This is a genomic window from Staphylococcus sp. HMSC061G12 (assembly GCF_001838465.1).
GTDB classification, from domain to species: domain Bacteria; phylum Bacillota; class Bacilli; order Staphylococcales; family Staphylococcaceae; genus Staphylococcus; species Staphylococcus simulans.
This window is the reverse complement of sequence record NZ_KV837033.1, coordinates 26,546-41,682: the sequence shown is the minus strand read 5'-3', so window position 1 is coordinate 41,682 and position 15,137 is coordinate 26,546. Positions and strand designations below refer to the sequence as shown.

Below are 15,137 nucleotides of genomic sequence, written 5' to 3'. Positions count from 1 at the left end.
TTTATAGAATCAATGCCGGTTTTGACAATCTTTTTAAAGATATTCATAGAGGTACCCATTGAAGTCATTTTTACTTTAAAGCCATATTGCTTTAATTTTTTATAATTAAGTCAATATCGGGATGTAAGCTTGGTTCTCCTCCAGTTAAATGTATTTCATTAATGTGTAAATCATTTGTAATGTTTAAAAACTCTTTGAAAAATTCATCATTAAAAAAATCAACATCCTTTATTATATTGTTTTGTCGATTTCCAGTTCCTTCATTATGACACCACCAACAATTCCATGGACATTTATCAGTTATTTTTATTCTAACTGAATTCATAGGCAAAAATGTCGAATCACTTTTGGTCGTATAAACTCTAATGCATTCATAAAGTATAGTCTCTTTTCTAGTTGATATATCGTGTGGCTAGAAGTAATACTAAAACAAGCAATTTTAAGATATCTGTCAATCTGAAATATGATTGTCACTATTATATATTTAAGCAATCTATATTTTATTATATAATAAAACCGAATGATATAGAGACTTGTTGTGAAAGAGGGAATTGTATGGATTCAAATTTTGGTATAACGTTACGTAGGATAAGAAAGGCAAAACACAAAAGTATTGATTACGTTTCTGGACATTTCATATCTAAATCACAAGTATCCAGATTTGAAAGAGGTGAATCTGAAATAACTTTTACTAGCTTATATAGTATTTTAAATTTGCTAAATATATCATTTGATGAATTTTTAAATATTCATTGCAAATATCAAAGTAAATCCGAGCAATTTTCAGTATTGATTAAAAACATTAAAACGTGTATTAATGTTGAAAAAGAGAAAGATTTTAACACGATTTTTAATAGATTTTGTTTATCAAGTTTCACCCATATTGAAATAATCGTAATAAAATCTTTACTAAGTAGGGTTAATAGTTCGATTTTTCTATCAACTGATGAAGTAGAGGAATTAGCAGATTATTTTTTTTCGATTGATTATTGGGGATGTTATGAATTATCATTATTAGAAAATTGCGAACATTCATTAAATTATACGAGTTGTTATTATTTCACAAACGAAGTAATACATGAATTTGAAGATAATGAACTTTATTATAAAAATAAAAAACTAGTTATAAACGTAGCTATTAATTGTTTGATTAGAAGCGTAGAATTAGGTGAATATAGAAATTGTCTTTCATTAATTGAAGTAATCAACAAACTATTGGATAGCGAACTTTATTATTATGAAAAAACTGTCTTTTTATTTGCATTAGGTTACTTTGAATCTAGAAGAAATAATTCTAATGGAAATAATAAAATGAAAGATGCAATTGTAATTTTCAAGAAATTGGGCGATCAATTTTCACTAATTTATTACACTAATCTATATAAAAAAATTAATAATAGCAGAACTTGCATTTAAGTAATACAGTTAAAGACTAACACGGCATATGTACATCAATTTAGCATGAAGTTTAATGCCCATAATAGGCGTAACTTTCACTTAATACCCTATTTTAATTGCGAAATTCTTAAGAAATAGCACAGTCATTTAAAAGATACTTACATAAATGTCTAATAAAAGTTGTGGTTCTTAGATTTATTCTTTTATCTAGCCACCGAATTTGGCAAAGAACCTTTCCGAGGAAATAAAAAAACCTGCCCTTGTCAGGACAGGTTTCAACTTATTTTATATTATGCTTCTGTCGTATCGTTAAAGAAACGACGGACTTGTGCAGTTACATTATGGCTCATAATGATTTTACCGTAGTCATTTAAATAGACTTCAGAATGATCACTTGGCGTTGCAAATTCTAACAATTGACTGTAGAAGTCATTGATTGTTTCTTCTACTACGCTGTCATCAAAATGAATTGCATAATAATATTCGTTATTCAACATATATAATAAATCTTCAAAGTCATCAGTTGGTTGATTATGGTGATGTGCATAATCAATGACAGATTCTAAATCTTCAAATTTAACAATAACTAAACGACCATTAGTACGACGTGGTTGTTGGAAACGATCTCTTGCTTGAGAGCGATTTGAACGTGATTGTTGTTTTTGTTCAGCTTCTTCATGTTCTTCTTCGAAAGTCTGTTCAAGCAATTCGTTTAATTGACGATCGAATTCACTGTTCATACTATCATCATTTAAGTTCATCATTTCTTCGTTTTTAGATTTAGAAATAGTGACTTCCACACCTTTTTCAAAAGCATGTACTTGAATCCATAATGGACCTTCAACTACAAAGTCTTCTTCTTCATTGATTTCTTCCATCATTGACCAGAAGAATTCTTCACCACGTTGACGGTTTGTCCATAAGTCTTCTCTTTTGAAACCTCTTGCTTCAATGTCACCATACGTTATGAAAAGTTTAACAGTTGTATCATCTACGCGCTCTATTCTCATATCATCTCACTCCTTACAGTCGATGAATAGCAATATCTAGACTTTAGACAAACTTTTCTAGAGTCTAGGCAGCGTCTACTTTGTCGACAACCTAGAATAGTACCCATATTGTATAAAAACGGTGTGCAAATTACAATTTATTTGTTTATAAAGGCATAACTGCTCTACCGTTGGCCTATTATAATAACATATTCCCTGAAAACACTCTATAAAAACTACTTATATCAGTAGTTGATCTTTTTTATTACATGCAAAAAGCCACAGTACTTTTGCACTGCAGCCCCTCACATTCATTTAATTGGATTTTAAATCCTATAAGTCTACCATACGTTGCGCTTCTTGTAGTTGGAACGTACGCACTTTTCTTGGTAAGAAACGACGAATTTCATCTTCGTTATAACCAACTTGTAAACGTTTTTCATCTAAGATAATCGGACGGCGTAATAAGCCTGGGTTATCTTGAATAATTGTATATAATTCTTGTAGTGGTAATGAATCAATGTCCACGTTTAGTTTTTGATATGTTTTAGAACGAGTTGAAATAATTTCGTCTGTTCCGTCTTCTGTCATTTTTAAGATTTGTTTAATTTCATCAATTGTTAAGTGTTCTGAAAAAATGTTACGCTCCGTATACGGAATGTCATGTTCTTGTAACCATGCTTTCGCTTTACGGCAAGATGTGCAGCTTGGTGATGTGAATAGTGTTACCATACATCTCACTCTCCTATTTATCATGAATTAAATTCATTGATTTTGTTGATTTAGTTAAGGAATTTATCTAAAATCAAAACGCAGTACTCATCTATGTCCAAATAACTCGTGTTACTTTCAACTTAAACTTTGTCTACACGTTAAAATTTCCTTCTCTTAACTCTATGATTAAAGTATACCCTTTCAACATTAAAATTAAATGAGAAAAAAGGGATTATTTATAGAAAATTTAAAACATACCGAATTCTTGAGATCGAATAGCTAAAATGACGATAGCTTTTCAATATTTTGAATATAAAATTCCACACGGGTATGAGGTTAAAAATTTAGCTACATCTATATTTTAACACACATTACAAATATTTAAAATACTGCTATAATGAAACCATTACTATATTACGTAAGAAAGTGGGCATCTTAAATGGAAACTCTATTTTCAGGAATTCAACCAAGTGGAATTCCAACATTAGGCAACTACATCGGTGCACTTAAACAATTCAGTGAAGTCCAAGATGATTATAATTGTTTCTTCTGCATCGTAGATCAACATGCGATTACAGTACCGCAGGACAGACTGAAATTGCGTGAGCGCATCCGTCAATTAGCCGCAATTTACTTAGCATCAGGAATCGACCCAGAAAAATCAACATTATTTATTCAATCAGAGGTTCCTGCACACGTTCAAGCAGGATGGATGCTGACAACTATTTCTTCTGTAGGCGAATTAGAACGTATGACACAATTCAAAGATAAATCATCTAAACAAACAGAAGGTATCCCTGCTGGTCTTTTAACTTATCCGCCACTTATGGCAGCTGATATCGTACTTTACAATACGAATATCGTACCTGTCGGCGAAGACCAAAAACAACATCTTGAATTAACAAGAAACCTTGTAGACCGCTTCAACAGCCGCTACAACGATGTCTTAGTAAAACCAGAAGTACGTATGCCGAAAATCGGTGGTCGTGTCATGAGTCTGCAAGACCCTACTAAAAAAATGAGTAAAAGTGACGATAATACGAAAAACTACATCTCTTTATTAGACAATCCAAATACAGCAGCTAAAAAAATCAAAAGTGCTGTAACTGACTCAGATGGTATCATTAAATATGACAAAGATAATAAACCAGGTATTAGCAACCTTCTTTCTATTTATTCAAGCCTAACTGACGAATCATTCTCAGACCTTGAAAAACGTTATGAAGGCAAAGGTTATGGTGAATTTAAAGGTGATTTAGCAGAAGTCGTTAAAAACTTCTTAACAGAATTCCAAGAACGCTATAACGATTACTACCATTCAGATAAACTAGATGAAATCTTAGATCTTGGTCGAGACAAAGCTATTAAAGCTTCTTCACGTACATTACAAAAAATGGAAAATGCGATGGGCTTAGGCCGTAAACGCAAAAGATAAATAGTGACCTATTGAACAAGTGCTCTTGTGAGTGCTTGTTTTTTTATTCATAAGAAAAGCACCATTACTAAAAAAGTAACAGTGCTTAATCTTATTTATTCAATTATTTCAATTCTACTTTATCTAAGCTGTAATCAGGACCTACTTGATGATTTTCTAATCCTTTTACATTAGTTCTTAAAAGTTGAGCTAGACCACGTTGATACAATGGTACAACGTTACCACTTTCTAATACTTTATCTTCTGCTTGTTGTAAAGTTTTTAAACGTTCAGCAGGATTTTTAAGCGCTGCATCAGAGTTAGCTTTTTCTAATAAACCATCATATTCATCACTAGCATAACCAGTTTGGTTGTGCGGACTGTCTTTTTTGAATAAATCTAAGAATGTAGTTGGATCTGGATAGTCAGGAGCCCAACCAGCATATGAAATGTCATAGTTTTTCTCAGATTCTACTTTTAATTTTTGTTTGAATGGTAATTGTTTGATTTTTAAAGTCACACCAGGTAAGTTTTTCTCGATTTGTGCTTTCATAAATTCTGTTTCAGTAATCGCATTATCTTTGTCGTATGTTAAGAATTCAATTTCGAATTTATCTTTACCTAATTCTTTTTTAGCTTTTTCATAGTATGCTTTTGCTTCTTTAGCATCATAGCTTAAAGATGATTTAACGCCATCAGTATAATCACGACCATCTTCTTTAACGATACCTTTTGCTGTTAATTTATCAGTCGCTGCAGAACCATTGTCTAATAATTTTTTAACGAATGTTTCTCTGTCGATTGATTTCGCAATAGCTTTTCTTAAGTTTTCATTTGCTAAGTCTTTATTCTTAGTTTCATTGACTCTTAAGAAGAAGACAGCTGATTCAGGTGTTGTTTTGTAGTTTTTGTTGCCGTTATATTTTTTGATGTTTTCAGGTGTTAAACTTCTTACATAATCTAAATCTTTAGATTCAAACATATTCACTGCTGTTTGTGCCTCTTTAACAACTTTATAGTGAACTTTTTCTAATTTAATTTTGTCTTTGTTGTAGTATTTATCATTTTTAACTAAGTCCCAAGAGTCTTCATTTTTCCAATTTTCCAATTTGAATGGACCGTTGAAGATAACATCTTTGTCAGTTGTACCATAATTTTTCTCATGGTCTTTGACGAATTTTTCATTTTGAGGTAAAAAACTACCGAATGCTAATAAAGCTTTCATATATGGTAAGTCTTTAACCAATTCAATTTTCAATGTGTGTTTGTCTACTGCTTGAACACCAAGTTCTTCTACTTTTTTCTTACCTTCAGTAATTTCTTTGGCATTTTTAATGTTTTCGAACATGTAGGCATATTCAGCAGCTGTGTCTTTGTTTACAGTTCTACGCCATGAATATACGAAGTCATCAGCTGTAACAGGATCACCATTAGACCATTTTGCATCGTCACGAAGTTTAATTGTCCATGTTTTGCCATCATCTGATTTTTTAGGTTCACCTTTCGCAAGTGCAGGGATAATTTCATCTCCTTTACCTACTTTATAAAGGCCTTCATAAATTTGTTCGAATTGTGTGAATGCAACAGCGTCAGTCGCTTTTGATGGATCTAATGTCGGGATATCTGCTGATTCCGCAATTTTCAATGTCTTTTCGTCTTTACCTGCGTTGCCTCCGCCACTAGAACATGCTGTCAATACTAAAAGCGACGACAGAATACCAGTAGCTATCTTAGCTTTCTTATTCATGTTGTTTCCTTCTTTCTGATGTAATTTATATTAATGAATTAATATACTAGAGTTGTTGTGCTAATGCTTTCGCTTTTTCTTCAGTACAATAAACAAAATGTTTATCTTTCACTTCATATAATTTCAACGCTTCAGAACGTTTAAAACCAATGTTGCTGTCATCTTCAGGATGATACTCAATTATTTGTCTTTGGCGTTCAATATTCGGATTTGAAATCGGAATAGCTGATAATAAAGATTTTGTGTATGGGTGAAGCGGATTTTTGTAAATTTCTTCCACATCTCCAAGTTCAACAATTTTACCTTTATACATCACACCAATACGATCCGAAATGTATTTGACCATAGATAGATCATGAGCAATAAATAGTATTGTTAATCCCATGCTTTCTTGAAGCTCTTGAAGCAAGTTAACCACCTGAGCTTGAATAGAAACGTCTAATGCTGAAATAGGTTCATCAGCAATAATAAGCTTAGGATTCACTGCTAAGGCACGTGCAATACCGATACGTTGACGTTGCCCACCTGAAAATTCATGCGGATAACGATAAGCACTTTCTTTATTAAGACCTACTAATTCAAGCAGTTCAAACACACGTTGTTTTCTTTCTTCTTTTGATTGATGTAACTTTTGTACATCTAACCCTTCCGAGATAATATCGATAATTTTAAATCTAGGATTCAAAGAAGCATATGGATCTTGGAAAATCATTTGGACATTCTGTGTGAATTCCAGTTTTTCTTTTCGTGATTTTATTTTTTGAGAATCCTTACCTTCAAAGATAATTTCACCATCTGTAGCTTGATACAAATGCATAATCGTTCTGCCTAATGTTGATTTCCCACAACCTGATTCACCAACAAGTCCGAATGTTTCTCCTTTAAAAACCGTTAAGCTGACATCATCAACCGCTCTCACTTCATTCGGTTTACCGATATTAAAATACTTTTTGACATGTTTCACTTCTAAAATTGGCTCTGTCATGCTTTACTTTCCTCCTCTACTTGAAGAAGTAAAGGTTTTTCAAAAGTCTCTTCTTCAAACTCTTCATTCAACACTTTAACTGCATCAGGTACTTCAAATGCTGGTGTTGCTTCATGATATAACCATGATTTAGCATAATGTGTTTTACTGAATTGATATGTTGGCGGTGCTTGTTCAAAATCAATGTCCATCGCATAGTCGCTTCGTCTTGCGAATGCATCACCCACAGGTGGAAACATTAAGTCAGGCGGTGAACCTGGAATTGAGGCTAATTTAACAGACTTATCAGTTTCTAAATGCGGCATTGAACCTAATAACCCCCATGTATACGGATGTTTTGGATCATAGAATATTTCATTCACTGTGCCATATTCTACAATTTCACCTGCATACATTACCGCTACTTTATCCGCAACATTCGCAACAACACCTAAATCATGAGTAATAAAGATGATGGAAGTTTTATATTCTTGTTGTAATGCTTTAAATAGTTCTAATATTTTTGCTTGAACTGATACATCTAGAGCGGTTGTCGGTTCATCCGCAATAATGATTTTAGGATCTAATATTAATGCCATTGCAATAACAATACGTTGACGTTGCCCACCTGAAAATTGATGCGGATAATAATTAAATCGTTTCTCCGCATTAGGTACACCCACGCTTTCAAGTACTTTGATAGCTTCTTGTTTGGCTTCGTTATGCCCTATCCCTTTATGAACTTTTAATAATTCGGTGATTTGCTTTCCAATTTTCATTGTTGGGTTCAATGCTGTCATTGGATCTTGGAAAATCATTGAGATTTCTTTACCTCTAATTGATTGCAGTTCTTTATTCGTTAAATCAACAAGATTTTTATTTTCAAAAATAACACTGCCTTCTTTGACTTTAGCTATTCTTGGTGGCAATAATTTTGTAATAGCTTTTGTTAATACAGATTTACCAGAACCTGATTCCCCTACAATTGCTAATGTTTCCCCTTCTTCTAAATCCAAGCTTACATTACGAACGGCTTGAACAACGCCATTGTCTAAATGAAAATCTATATATAAATTCTTGATTTCTAATATCTTATTCATATGTTACACTCCTGATGTTTATTCTGATTTAGGATCAAATGCATCTCGAATTCCGTCACTAAACAAATAGAAACAAAGTATTAATAGACTTAAAACAATCGCCGGAATAAACAATTGATACGGGAATGTTAATAAGAACTTTCTACCAGTATTCACAAGAGAACCTAAAGAAGCTTGTGGTGCTGGGATACCAAGTCCGATAAAGCTTAAAAATGCTTCGAAGAAAATTGCACTTGGTACTGTGAACATAGAGGTTACAATGATTGCTCCAGTTGCATTCGGTAAAATATGTTTGAAAATAATTTTTAAATTTGAAACGCCTAAAGAGCGTGCAGCTAATACAAACTCTTCATTTTTTAATTTCATAAATTGACCACGTGTAATACGACTCATCCCAATCCAACCTGTCACACTCATGGCTAAAATGATAGTCCATATCGATGGTTCAAAAATAAGTACAAATAAAATCAATACAATCAAGTTAGGAATCGAGCTTAATATCTCAATTAAACGTTGTAAGAATAAATCTGTTTTACCGCCAAGATAACCTGATATCGCCCCATAGGTCACTCCGATTGTGACATCCATAAAAGCGGCTACTAAACCGATAAAGATTGAAATTTGTGTACCCTTCCATGTTCTCGTCCAAATATCGCGACCTAAATTATCTGTACCGAACCAATGGTATTTTTCAACATGTTGTTCTGCATATAAATCACGACCGCTCGCATCCTTACCATCGAATGGTAAAAATGACACTTTATCTAAACCTTGAATTTTAGGTGGTAAATTGGCACTGTTTGTATCTTGTTCATAATATGTATATGAACTAACAAGTGGCCCTATTAGTGCAAATAATACGAGTATGATTAATCCGATCATGCCGTAAAAAGCTGCTTTATTTTTACGAATTTGCAACCAGACATGCTTAGCTGTCGAATGATATTCTCTTTCATTTTTCTCAATATCGTTCACATCAATCGTTCTGAATCTGAACTTCGATAAATCAACACGCTTTAGTTCATTTGATGACTTAGTCTCTGATGATAATTGCGTCATGATTCTTTACCTCCTTGTGTTCTGATTCGTGGATCGATAATGCCATAAAGAATATCTACAACAAAAATTGAAACTACAAATAAGAAACTGAATAATAATGTCAATGCCATAATAACTGGATAATCATTAGTTTGAATTGATCTTACAAATTGATCACCAATACCTGGTATGGCAAAAATTGTTTCAATTGTAAGCGTTCCTGTTAAAACGCTGGCTAACATTGGAATTGCAACCGTTACAAGTGGAATTAAAGTATTACGTAACGCGTGCACAAATAAAATTCTTGGTTCTGATAATCCTTTAGCTCTTGCTAATAAAATATAATCAGAACTCAACACTTCAATCATTTCTGATCTGATATACCTTGCAATAACTGCTATCAATCCTAGTCCTAACGAAGCAGTCGGTAATACAGCAGACTCTAATGATGTCCATCCACTAACTGGGAAAATTGCTAATTTCACTGCCAAGAAATATTGCAGCAATACAGCAAGTACAAAAGCAGGAACCGAAATGGCAAATACTGTAATAACAGTAGATGTATAATCAATCCATGTATTCTTTTTAAATGCTGAAATTAATCCGAATAAGATACCGAATATTACAGCAACAATCATGGCATACAATCCAATTTCCATTGAAGGCCCTAAACGGGGTTGTATAAGAGACCAAACCTCTTTATTATCGTATTGAAAAGATACTCCGAAATCTCCTTTGATTACTTTTCCTAAATAATGTACATATTGAACAGGCAAACTATCGTTCAAACCATATTTTTCATTAATAATTGCTTTCTGCGCAGCACTCAGCTTTTCATCGTTAAATGGAGATCCTGGCATCAGTTTCATTAAGAAAAATGTGATAGACATAATTAAAAAAAGCGTGATGGCCATAAAGCCTATTCTTTGTAGTATATACTTAATCATGTTGTTCACTCTCTCGCTTGTATTTTCTGAATCTTTTGATAAGCGTATTATACCCACTTTCTTGGTTTAGTGCAATAAAGATTTTTATTTCATTAGTAATAAAAATACACTATAATAATTGCATATCATATCGAAGAGGTGGCTTGGCTTTGCAACCAAAAATCTATAAAATTTCAATCTCAATTATTTTAATTGCATATAGTTTGATTAGCTTGTTTGTCTATTTTAATGAATCACTTAATTCTCTTTTATTCGTATGTTCATTTTTATTATTTGCTTTACTTGTTATAAAACCATTGATTTTTAACGGTTCCTTACATCTTTTTAACTACGTTTTTAGTCGGTTTAATTCAAAAATCAGTAAAAAGAAACAATCTAAAACACCTGATACCTTGTTCGATCATTACAAGAAAGTCTCTCAAATTAGAAAACCTAATTACTTTTGGATTTTAATCAGCCTTAGTTTCTTTATTGCTACTATTTTTATTGCTTTATTTCATTCTCATTGATTTAGAAAAGCATTTCTTATTTTATCTTTCTTGCCTTGAACAATCTAAATAGTAATACCTCTATTAACTTAAATGTTATATAATAACGATATAAGATGAATGAGAGGTGTAGCACATGCTTTCTACAATAATAAGAACAGTAGCTTGTATCGCAGCAACGATTTATGTGGGGTATAGTCTTTTTGTACATTACGATATGGTTATTAACACAATTTTATTTATTGGTTCCTTTATCGTTTTTGCATTCTTTGTGGGTGTTTCATTGATTAAAAACGGTAACCTTCCGTTCTTTCATAATGCTCAACAACGTGCTGAATCTATCGGTACGAATTACTTTTGGATTTACGCGAGTTTGACTTTTTATATCGGTACAGTTTTTATTGCGGTTTTCCATGCGCTATAAGTAAAAAACAGCACCAGTACATTAATTTTCTTGTACTGGTGCTATCTTTATTAGTTTGCTTCTAATTATTGATAAATCTTACTGCCTTGTTCTACGAAATCTTTCGCTTTTTCTTTCATCGCATCTTGTCTTTCTTGCTCATCAAAATGATGTTGACGTAAATCATGAGAAATACGCATTGAACAGAATTTAGGTCCGCACATACTACAGAAGTGTGCAACTTTTGCTGACTCTTTTGGTAAGGTTTCATCATGATATTCACGCGCACGCTCTGGATCTAAAGATAAATTGAATTGGTCAATCCAACGGAATTCAAAACGTGCTTTACTAATTGCATCATCACGTTCTGATGCACCTTTCAAGCCTTTCGCTAAATCTGCCGCATGTGCCGCAATTTTATAAGTAATTACACCTTCACGTACATCGTCTTTATTTGGTAAACCTAAATGTTCTTTAGGTGTAACATAACAAAGCATTGCGGTACCATGACTTGCGATTTGTGCTGCTCCGATGGCAGATGTGATATGGTCATAAGCTGGTGCGATATCTGTTGTAAGAGGCCCTAATGTATAGAACGGTGCTTCTTTACAGTAAAAATCTGCTAAATCTTGGTTTTCTTTAATTTTATGCATTGGAATATGACCTGGACCTTCAATCATAACTTGAACATCATGTTTCCAAGCGATATCCGTTAATTCACCTAATGTTTTTAATTCTGAAATTTGGCTTTCATCGTTCGCATCATAAATTGAACCTGGTCTTAATCCATCTCCTAAAGAGACCGCAATATCATAACGATTTAAGATTTCACAAATATCATCAAAGTGTTCATATAAGAAGCTTTCTTCGTGATGCGCTAAACACCATTGCGCCATGATAGAACCTCCACGAGAAACAATACCTGTTAAACGATCAACAGTTAATGGAACATAACGTAGTAATACACCTGCATGGATAGTAAAGTAGTCTACACCTTGTTCTGCTTGTTCAATTAATGTGTCACGATAGATTTCCCATGTTAAATCTTCCGCAATACCATTTACTTTTTCCAATGCTTGATAAATTGGAACTGTACCTACAGGAACAGGTGAATTTCTTAATAAATATTCACGTGTCGCATGAATGTTTTTACCTGTAGATAAATCCATAATTGTATCTGCACCCCAGTGTGTGGCCCATACTAATTTTTCAATTTCCGCTTCAATCGATGAAGACACTGCAGAATTACCGATATTCGCATTAATTTTTACTTGAAAGTTTTTACCAATAATCATCGGTTCAGATTCAGGATGGTTCACGTTATTAGGAATAATTGCGCGACCTCTCGCAATTTCATCTCTGACAAATTCTGGTTCGACACCTTCACGCGCAGCCACAAATTTCATTTCTTTTGTGATGATACCTTGTTTTGCATAATACATTTGTGTCACACGTTTACCTTCTTGTGCACGTTTAGGCTGATATTTAAATGGCGTTTCAACGAATTTATGATGACCTTCTTTTTTAAAGCCATTATCAATCGATTGCACCTTACGTCCTTCATATGCTTCTACATCTTCACGCGCTTCAATCCAGTTAGAACGTAATTTCGGAATACCTTTTTGGACGTCTACTTCATAACCTTCTTCGTGATATACACCCGCTGTATCATACACTGTAAAAGGTTCGTTCTTTTGTGTGCTGTAATCTGTCACCGTATCACTGAGTTCAATTTCACGAAACGGCACACGAATATCTTCATCTGCCCCTTGTTTAAAGACACGTCTGCTTGCTGGAAAACCTTTTTTCAATTCAATTTCTTCTTGTTTCATAAAATAATTCCTCCCTGCATCATTGCTAGGAGGCCTATAAAACATCAAGACAAGACAAATAAGAAAACGCATTCATAATTTTATGAATGCGTAAGGATTTTATACATATACAACTAAAAATAAACATATCTCTATGTCCATCTATCGTCATATTGAATTTCTGTTTCTTAATCATCTATGTACGCTTCCCTACGCTAGTACTAACTAGATCAGGTTCAAAGGGTTGATGGTATATCTTTCAGCCATTTCGGCACCCCTAGCAATGAGATATTTAATTTACATTTTTATACTAACATTCAACAATCTATTATACAAGTCAATGTGCGGTATCACATTTTAAAAGTCATAGTTATGTTATTAAGTTAAGTGTTTTCTCATTCTATTTAATGTAAACATTGAGGCCTTTGCTTCACCCACTTTTTCATAACCTAACTTTTGATATAAGGCATTTGCTTTGTAATTGATTTGATTTACAGTTAGCGAAATCTTATTAAATCCTGCTGCTTTAGCTTTATGTTCCGCTTCTTCTAACAAAGCTTGTCCGACACCTCTACGTTGAAACTCGGATGAAACAGATAACATACTGACATGATACTCATCATCTTCACCCTCTTGCATACGAATTAATGACAAGATAGATTGATAATAATTCAAAATATGCGGAAACACAAAAATGTGTTTTAACAAAGCAATTTGAATGACTGTCGAAACTAAACTTCGTTCTAAGTCACGATATGGCATACATGTCATCAACCCTGCTACTTTATCATTAATCGTTGCTTGAAGTGTATGTTCATAGCTGAAGCGATTCTTTTTCTTGCGATACATTTTCTGCATATAGTGTTCAATTAATCGGTCATTCTGACTCCCTAACATCGCATGACACATATCACCAATCGCGACATAGCTTAAATGTCCAGCTTGATCAAAATCACGTGATGCTGAAGTTATTTTTATAGTATCATTCACGCGTAGCGCTCCTTTTTTCTAGTTTGTTGGTGCAAGTTGTCTTACTGTATTCATACGCAATTTATGATTTGGAATCGGCATGTGCAACATCCACTCATCAATCATATGCTTCCTATTAATTTCATCTAACTTGCTTTGGACTTCTTCCTTATTCCCACTAATAATATGCATACGTTTTTCTGTCACTTCAAATTTTTCATCAGTTTGTGATAAATAATCATCAACTTGTGCTTTAGTATTTAAAACCGTGCGTCTGCCATCTTTAGAAATCAATTCAAAATGACGTTGTGAAAATCGAAATGGTAATTGATTATCACCAACTGCTGTAACCATTGCGGGTATACTTACAATAAAGCGTCCTTCTGGGAAGCGTGATTTATAAGCCTCTAAAGCCTCCTCTAGCGCTTCTTGTTCAGCGTTAATAAAGAATGCATAGATGACACCAACTTTAGCTTCTGCAGCTTGTATTACTGAATTTAAACTCGTGCCCAGTAAATATACAGGTACACTTGAGGTCTCACTTTGACGTTTGGCCGTTTTTAATCCTGCGTATTTAGATGAATTATCAAAATTTTGAGTGTTCAAGCGATTCAATATCTCAAATTTCTCATCAAATGAAAAGTAGTTCTCTTTCAACTCTTCTTTTAAGATCTCAGTTACCTTAGGATATCCTCCTGGTGCTTTTCCTACCGCCAAATCTACACGATGGTTAGATAATTCATCCATTAAATGAAATTGTTCGATTATTTTAAGCGGATGATAATGCTGCAACATAACACCACCAGAACCTATGCGTAGATTTTTAGTTTGATTCAATAAATGCATCGTTAAGATTTCTGGAGATGTTCCAATCACATCTTTCAAATTATGATGTTCTGCGACTAAATAACGTGTATATCCTAATTGATCTGCAAGTTGCGCAAGTTCTATCGTTTGTTTTAAAGCTTCTTGTGACGTTTGATTTTTAGTAATGGGCGTTTGGTCTAATATACTGACCGGCAACATATAACCCTCTCCTGTTCTTGTCTCTCTTACTTGTCATGCTAGGGTTAAGCGTACATAAAGTCAAAGACTACGATTTTCTTAAATTATGCATAAAGAAAAACACGGCCAAAACTGACCGTGTTTCAATAT

Annotated in this window: 14 protein-coding genes and 1 riboswitch; of the genes, 3 read left to right on the top strand and 11 right to left on the bottom strand. The window is 33.4% G+C overall.

The features are described 5' to 3' along the window. Positions 1–91: 91 nt before the first annotated feature. On the bottom strand, positions 92–325 hold the full coding sequence (locus tag HMPREF2937_RS03080) for a radical SAM protein (RefSeq protein ID WP_257245352.1): 234 nt from the start codon (positions 323–325) through the stop codon (positions 92–94). 230 nt (positions 326–555) lie between these two features. Here HMPREF2937_RS03080 and HMPREF2937_RS03075 point away from each other — a divergent pair, with 230 nt between their 5' ends. Further along, positions 556–1,416 carry a helix-turn-helix domain-containing protein gene (locus HMPREF2937_RS03075; RefSeq protein ID WP_070864007.1) on the top strand — a complete coding sequence of 287 codons (861 nt, stop codon included), beginning with the start codon at positions 556–558 and terminating at the stop codon, positions 1,414–1,416. Between the two features lie 272 nt (positions 1,417–1,688). Here HMPREF2937_RS03075 and mecA read toward each other — a convergent pair whose 3' ends face one another. Together mecA and spxA are read right to left on the bottom strand one after the other, a co-directional pair. Next, positions 1,689–2,408 carry an adaptor protein MecA gene (gene mecA / locus HMPREF2937_RS03070; RefSeq protein ID WP_002481952.1) on the bottom strand — a complete coding sequence of 240 codons (720 nt, stop codon included), beginning with the start codon at positions 2,406–2,408 and terminating at the stop codon, positions 1,689–1,691. Positions 2,409–2,720: 312 nt separating this feature from the next. Continuing rightward, entirely contained in the window at positions 2,721–3,119 is a 399-nt protein-coding gene (gene spxA / locus HMPREF2937_RS03065; protein WP_002481951.1) for a transcriptional regulator SpxA, read from the bottom strand. 421 nt (positions 3,120–3,540) lie between these two features. On the opposite strand from spxA, the gene trpS reads away from it, so the two are divergent. Further along, positions 3,541–4,536 carry a tryptophan--tRNA ligase gene (gene trpS / locus HMPREF2937_RS03060; protein ID WP_070864006.1) on the top strand — a complete coding sequence of 332 codons (996 nt, stop codon included), beginning with the start codon at positions 3,541–3,543 and terminating at the stop codon, positions 4,534–4,536. Between the two features lie 103 nt (positions 4,537–4,639). Here trpS and HMPREF2937_RS03055 read toward each other — a convergent pair whose 3' ends face one another. From HMPREF2937_RS03055 to opp3b, 5 genes are read right to left on the bottom strand one after another with little or no spacing between them, the layout of a single operon-like run. Next, positions 4,640–6,262: a peptide ABC transporter substrate-binding protein gene (locus tag HMPREF2937_RS03055; RefSeq protein WP_057510800.1), complete on the bottom strand. Its 1,623-nt coding sequence runs from the start codon at positions 6,260–6,262 to the stop codon at positions 4,640–4,642. Positions 6,263–6,308: 46 nt separating this feature from the next. Beyond that, positions 6,309–7,247 (bottom strand): ABC transporter ATP-binding protein, encoded by a 939-nt coding sequence (locus HMPREF2937_RS03050; RefSeq protein ID WP_057510799.1) that lies wholly within the window; start codon positions 7,245–7,247, stop codon positions 6,309–6,311. After that, positions 7,244–8,326, bottom strand: a complete 1,083-nt coding sequence (locus HMPREF2937_RS03045; protein WP_070864005.1) for an ABC transporter ATP-binding protein — start codon at positions 8,324–8,326, stop codon at positions 7,244–7,246. Before HMPREF2937_RS03045 ends, HMPREF2937_RS03050 begins: the two co-directional genes overlap by 4 nt. An 18-nt stretch (positions 8,327–8,344) precedes the next feature. Beyond that, positions 8,345–9,385 carry an oligopeptide ABC transporter permease gene (gene opp3C / locus HMPREF2937_RS03040; RefSeq protein WP_057510797.1) on the bottom strand — a complete coding sequence of 347 codons (1,041 nt, stop codon included), beginning with the start codon at positions 9,383–9,385 and terminating at the stop codon, positions 8,345–8,347. Continuing rightward, the gene (gene opp3b / locus HMPREF2937_RS03035) at positions 9,382–10,311 is read right to left on the bottom strand and encodes an oligopeptide ABC transporter permease (RefSeq protein ID WP_060803844.1); all 930 of its coding nucleotides are present in this window, start codon (positions 10,309–10,311) and stop codon (positions 9,382–9,384) included. The genes opp3C and opp3b overlap by 4 nt, the downstream gene beginning before the upstream one ends. A gap of 624 nt (positions 10,312–10,935) precedes the next feature. Here opp3b and HMPREF2937_RS03025 point away from each other — a divergent pair. After that, positions 10,936–11,223 carry a hypothetical protein gene (locus HMPREF2937_RS03025; protein ID WP_002481949.1) on the top strand — a complete coding sequence of 96 codons (288 nt, stop codon included), beginning with the start codon at positions 10,936–10,938 and terminating at the stop codon, positions 11,221–11,223. Between the two features lie 65 nt (positions 11,224–11,288). Here the strand turns inward: HMPREF2937_RS03025 and thiC are convergent, their stop codons facing one another. From thiC to HMPREF2937_RS03010, 3 genes are all read right to left on the bottom strand, one after another. Beyond that, entirely contained in the window at positions 11,289–13,034 is a 1,746-nt protein-coding gene (gene thiC / locus HMPREF2937_RS03020) for a phosphomethylpyrimidine synthase ThiC (protein ID WP_061054806.1), read from the bottom strand. Positions 13,035–13,203: 169 nt separating this feature from the next. Continuing rightward, a riboswitch (TPP riboswitch) is annotated at positions 13,204–13,302 on the bottom strand. 89 nt (positions 13,303–13,391) lie between these two features. After that, complete coding sequence (locus HMPREF2937_RS03015; protein WP_070864004.1) at positions 13,392–14,003, bottom strand: GNAT family N-acetyltransferase; 612 nt, start codon at positions 14,001–14,003, stop codon at positions 13,392–13,394. 18 nt (positions 14,004–14,021) lie between these two features. Beyond that, entirely contained in the window at positions 14,022–15,008 is a 987-nt protein-coding gene (locus HMPREF2937_RS03010) for an MsnO8 family LLM class oxidoreductase (protein WP_070864003.1), read from the bottom strand. Positions 15,009–15,137: the final 129 nt, after the last annotated feature.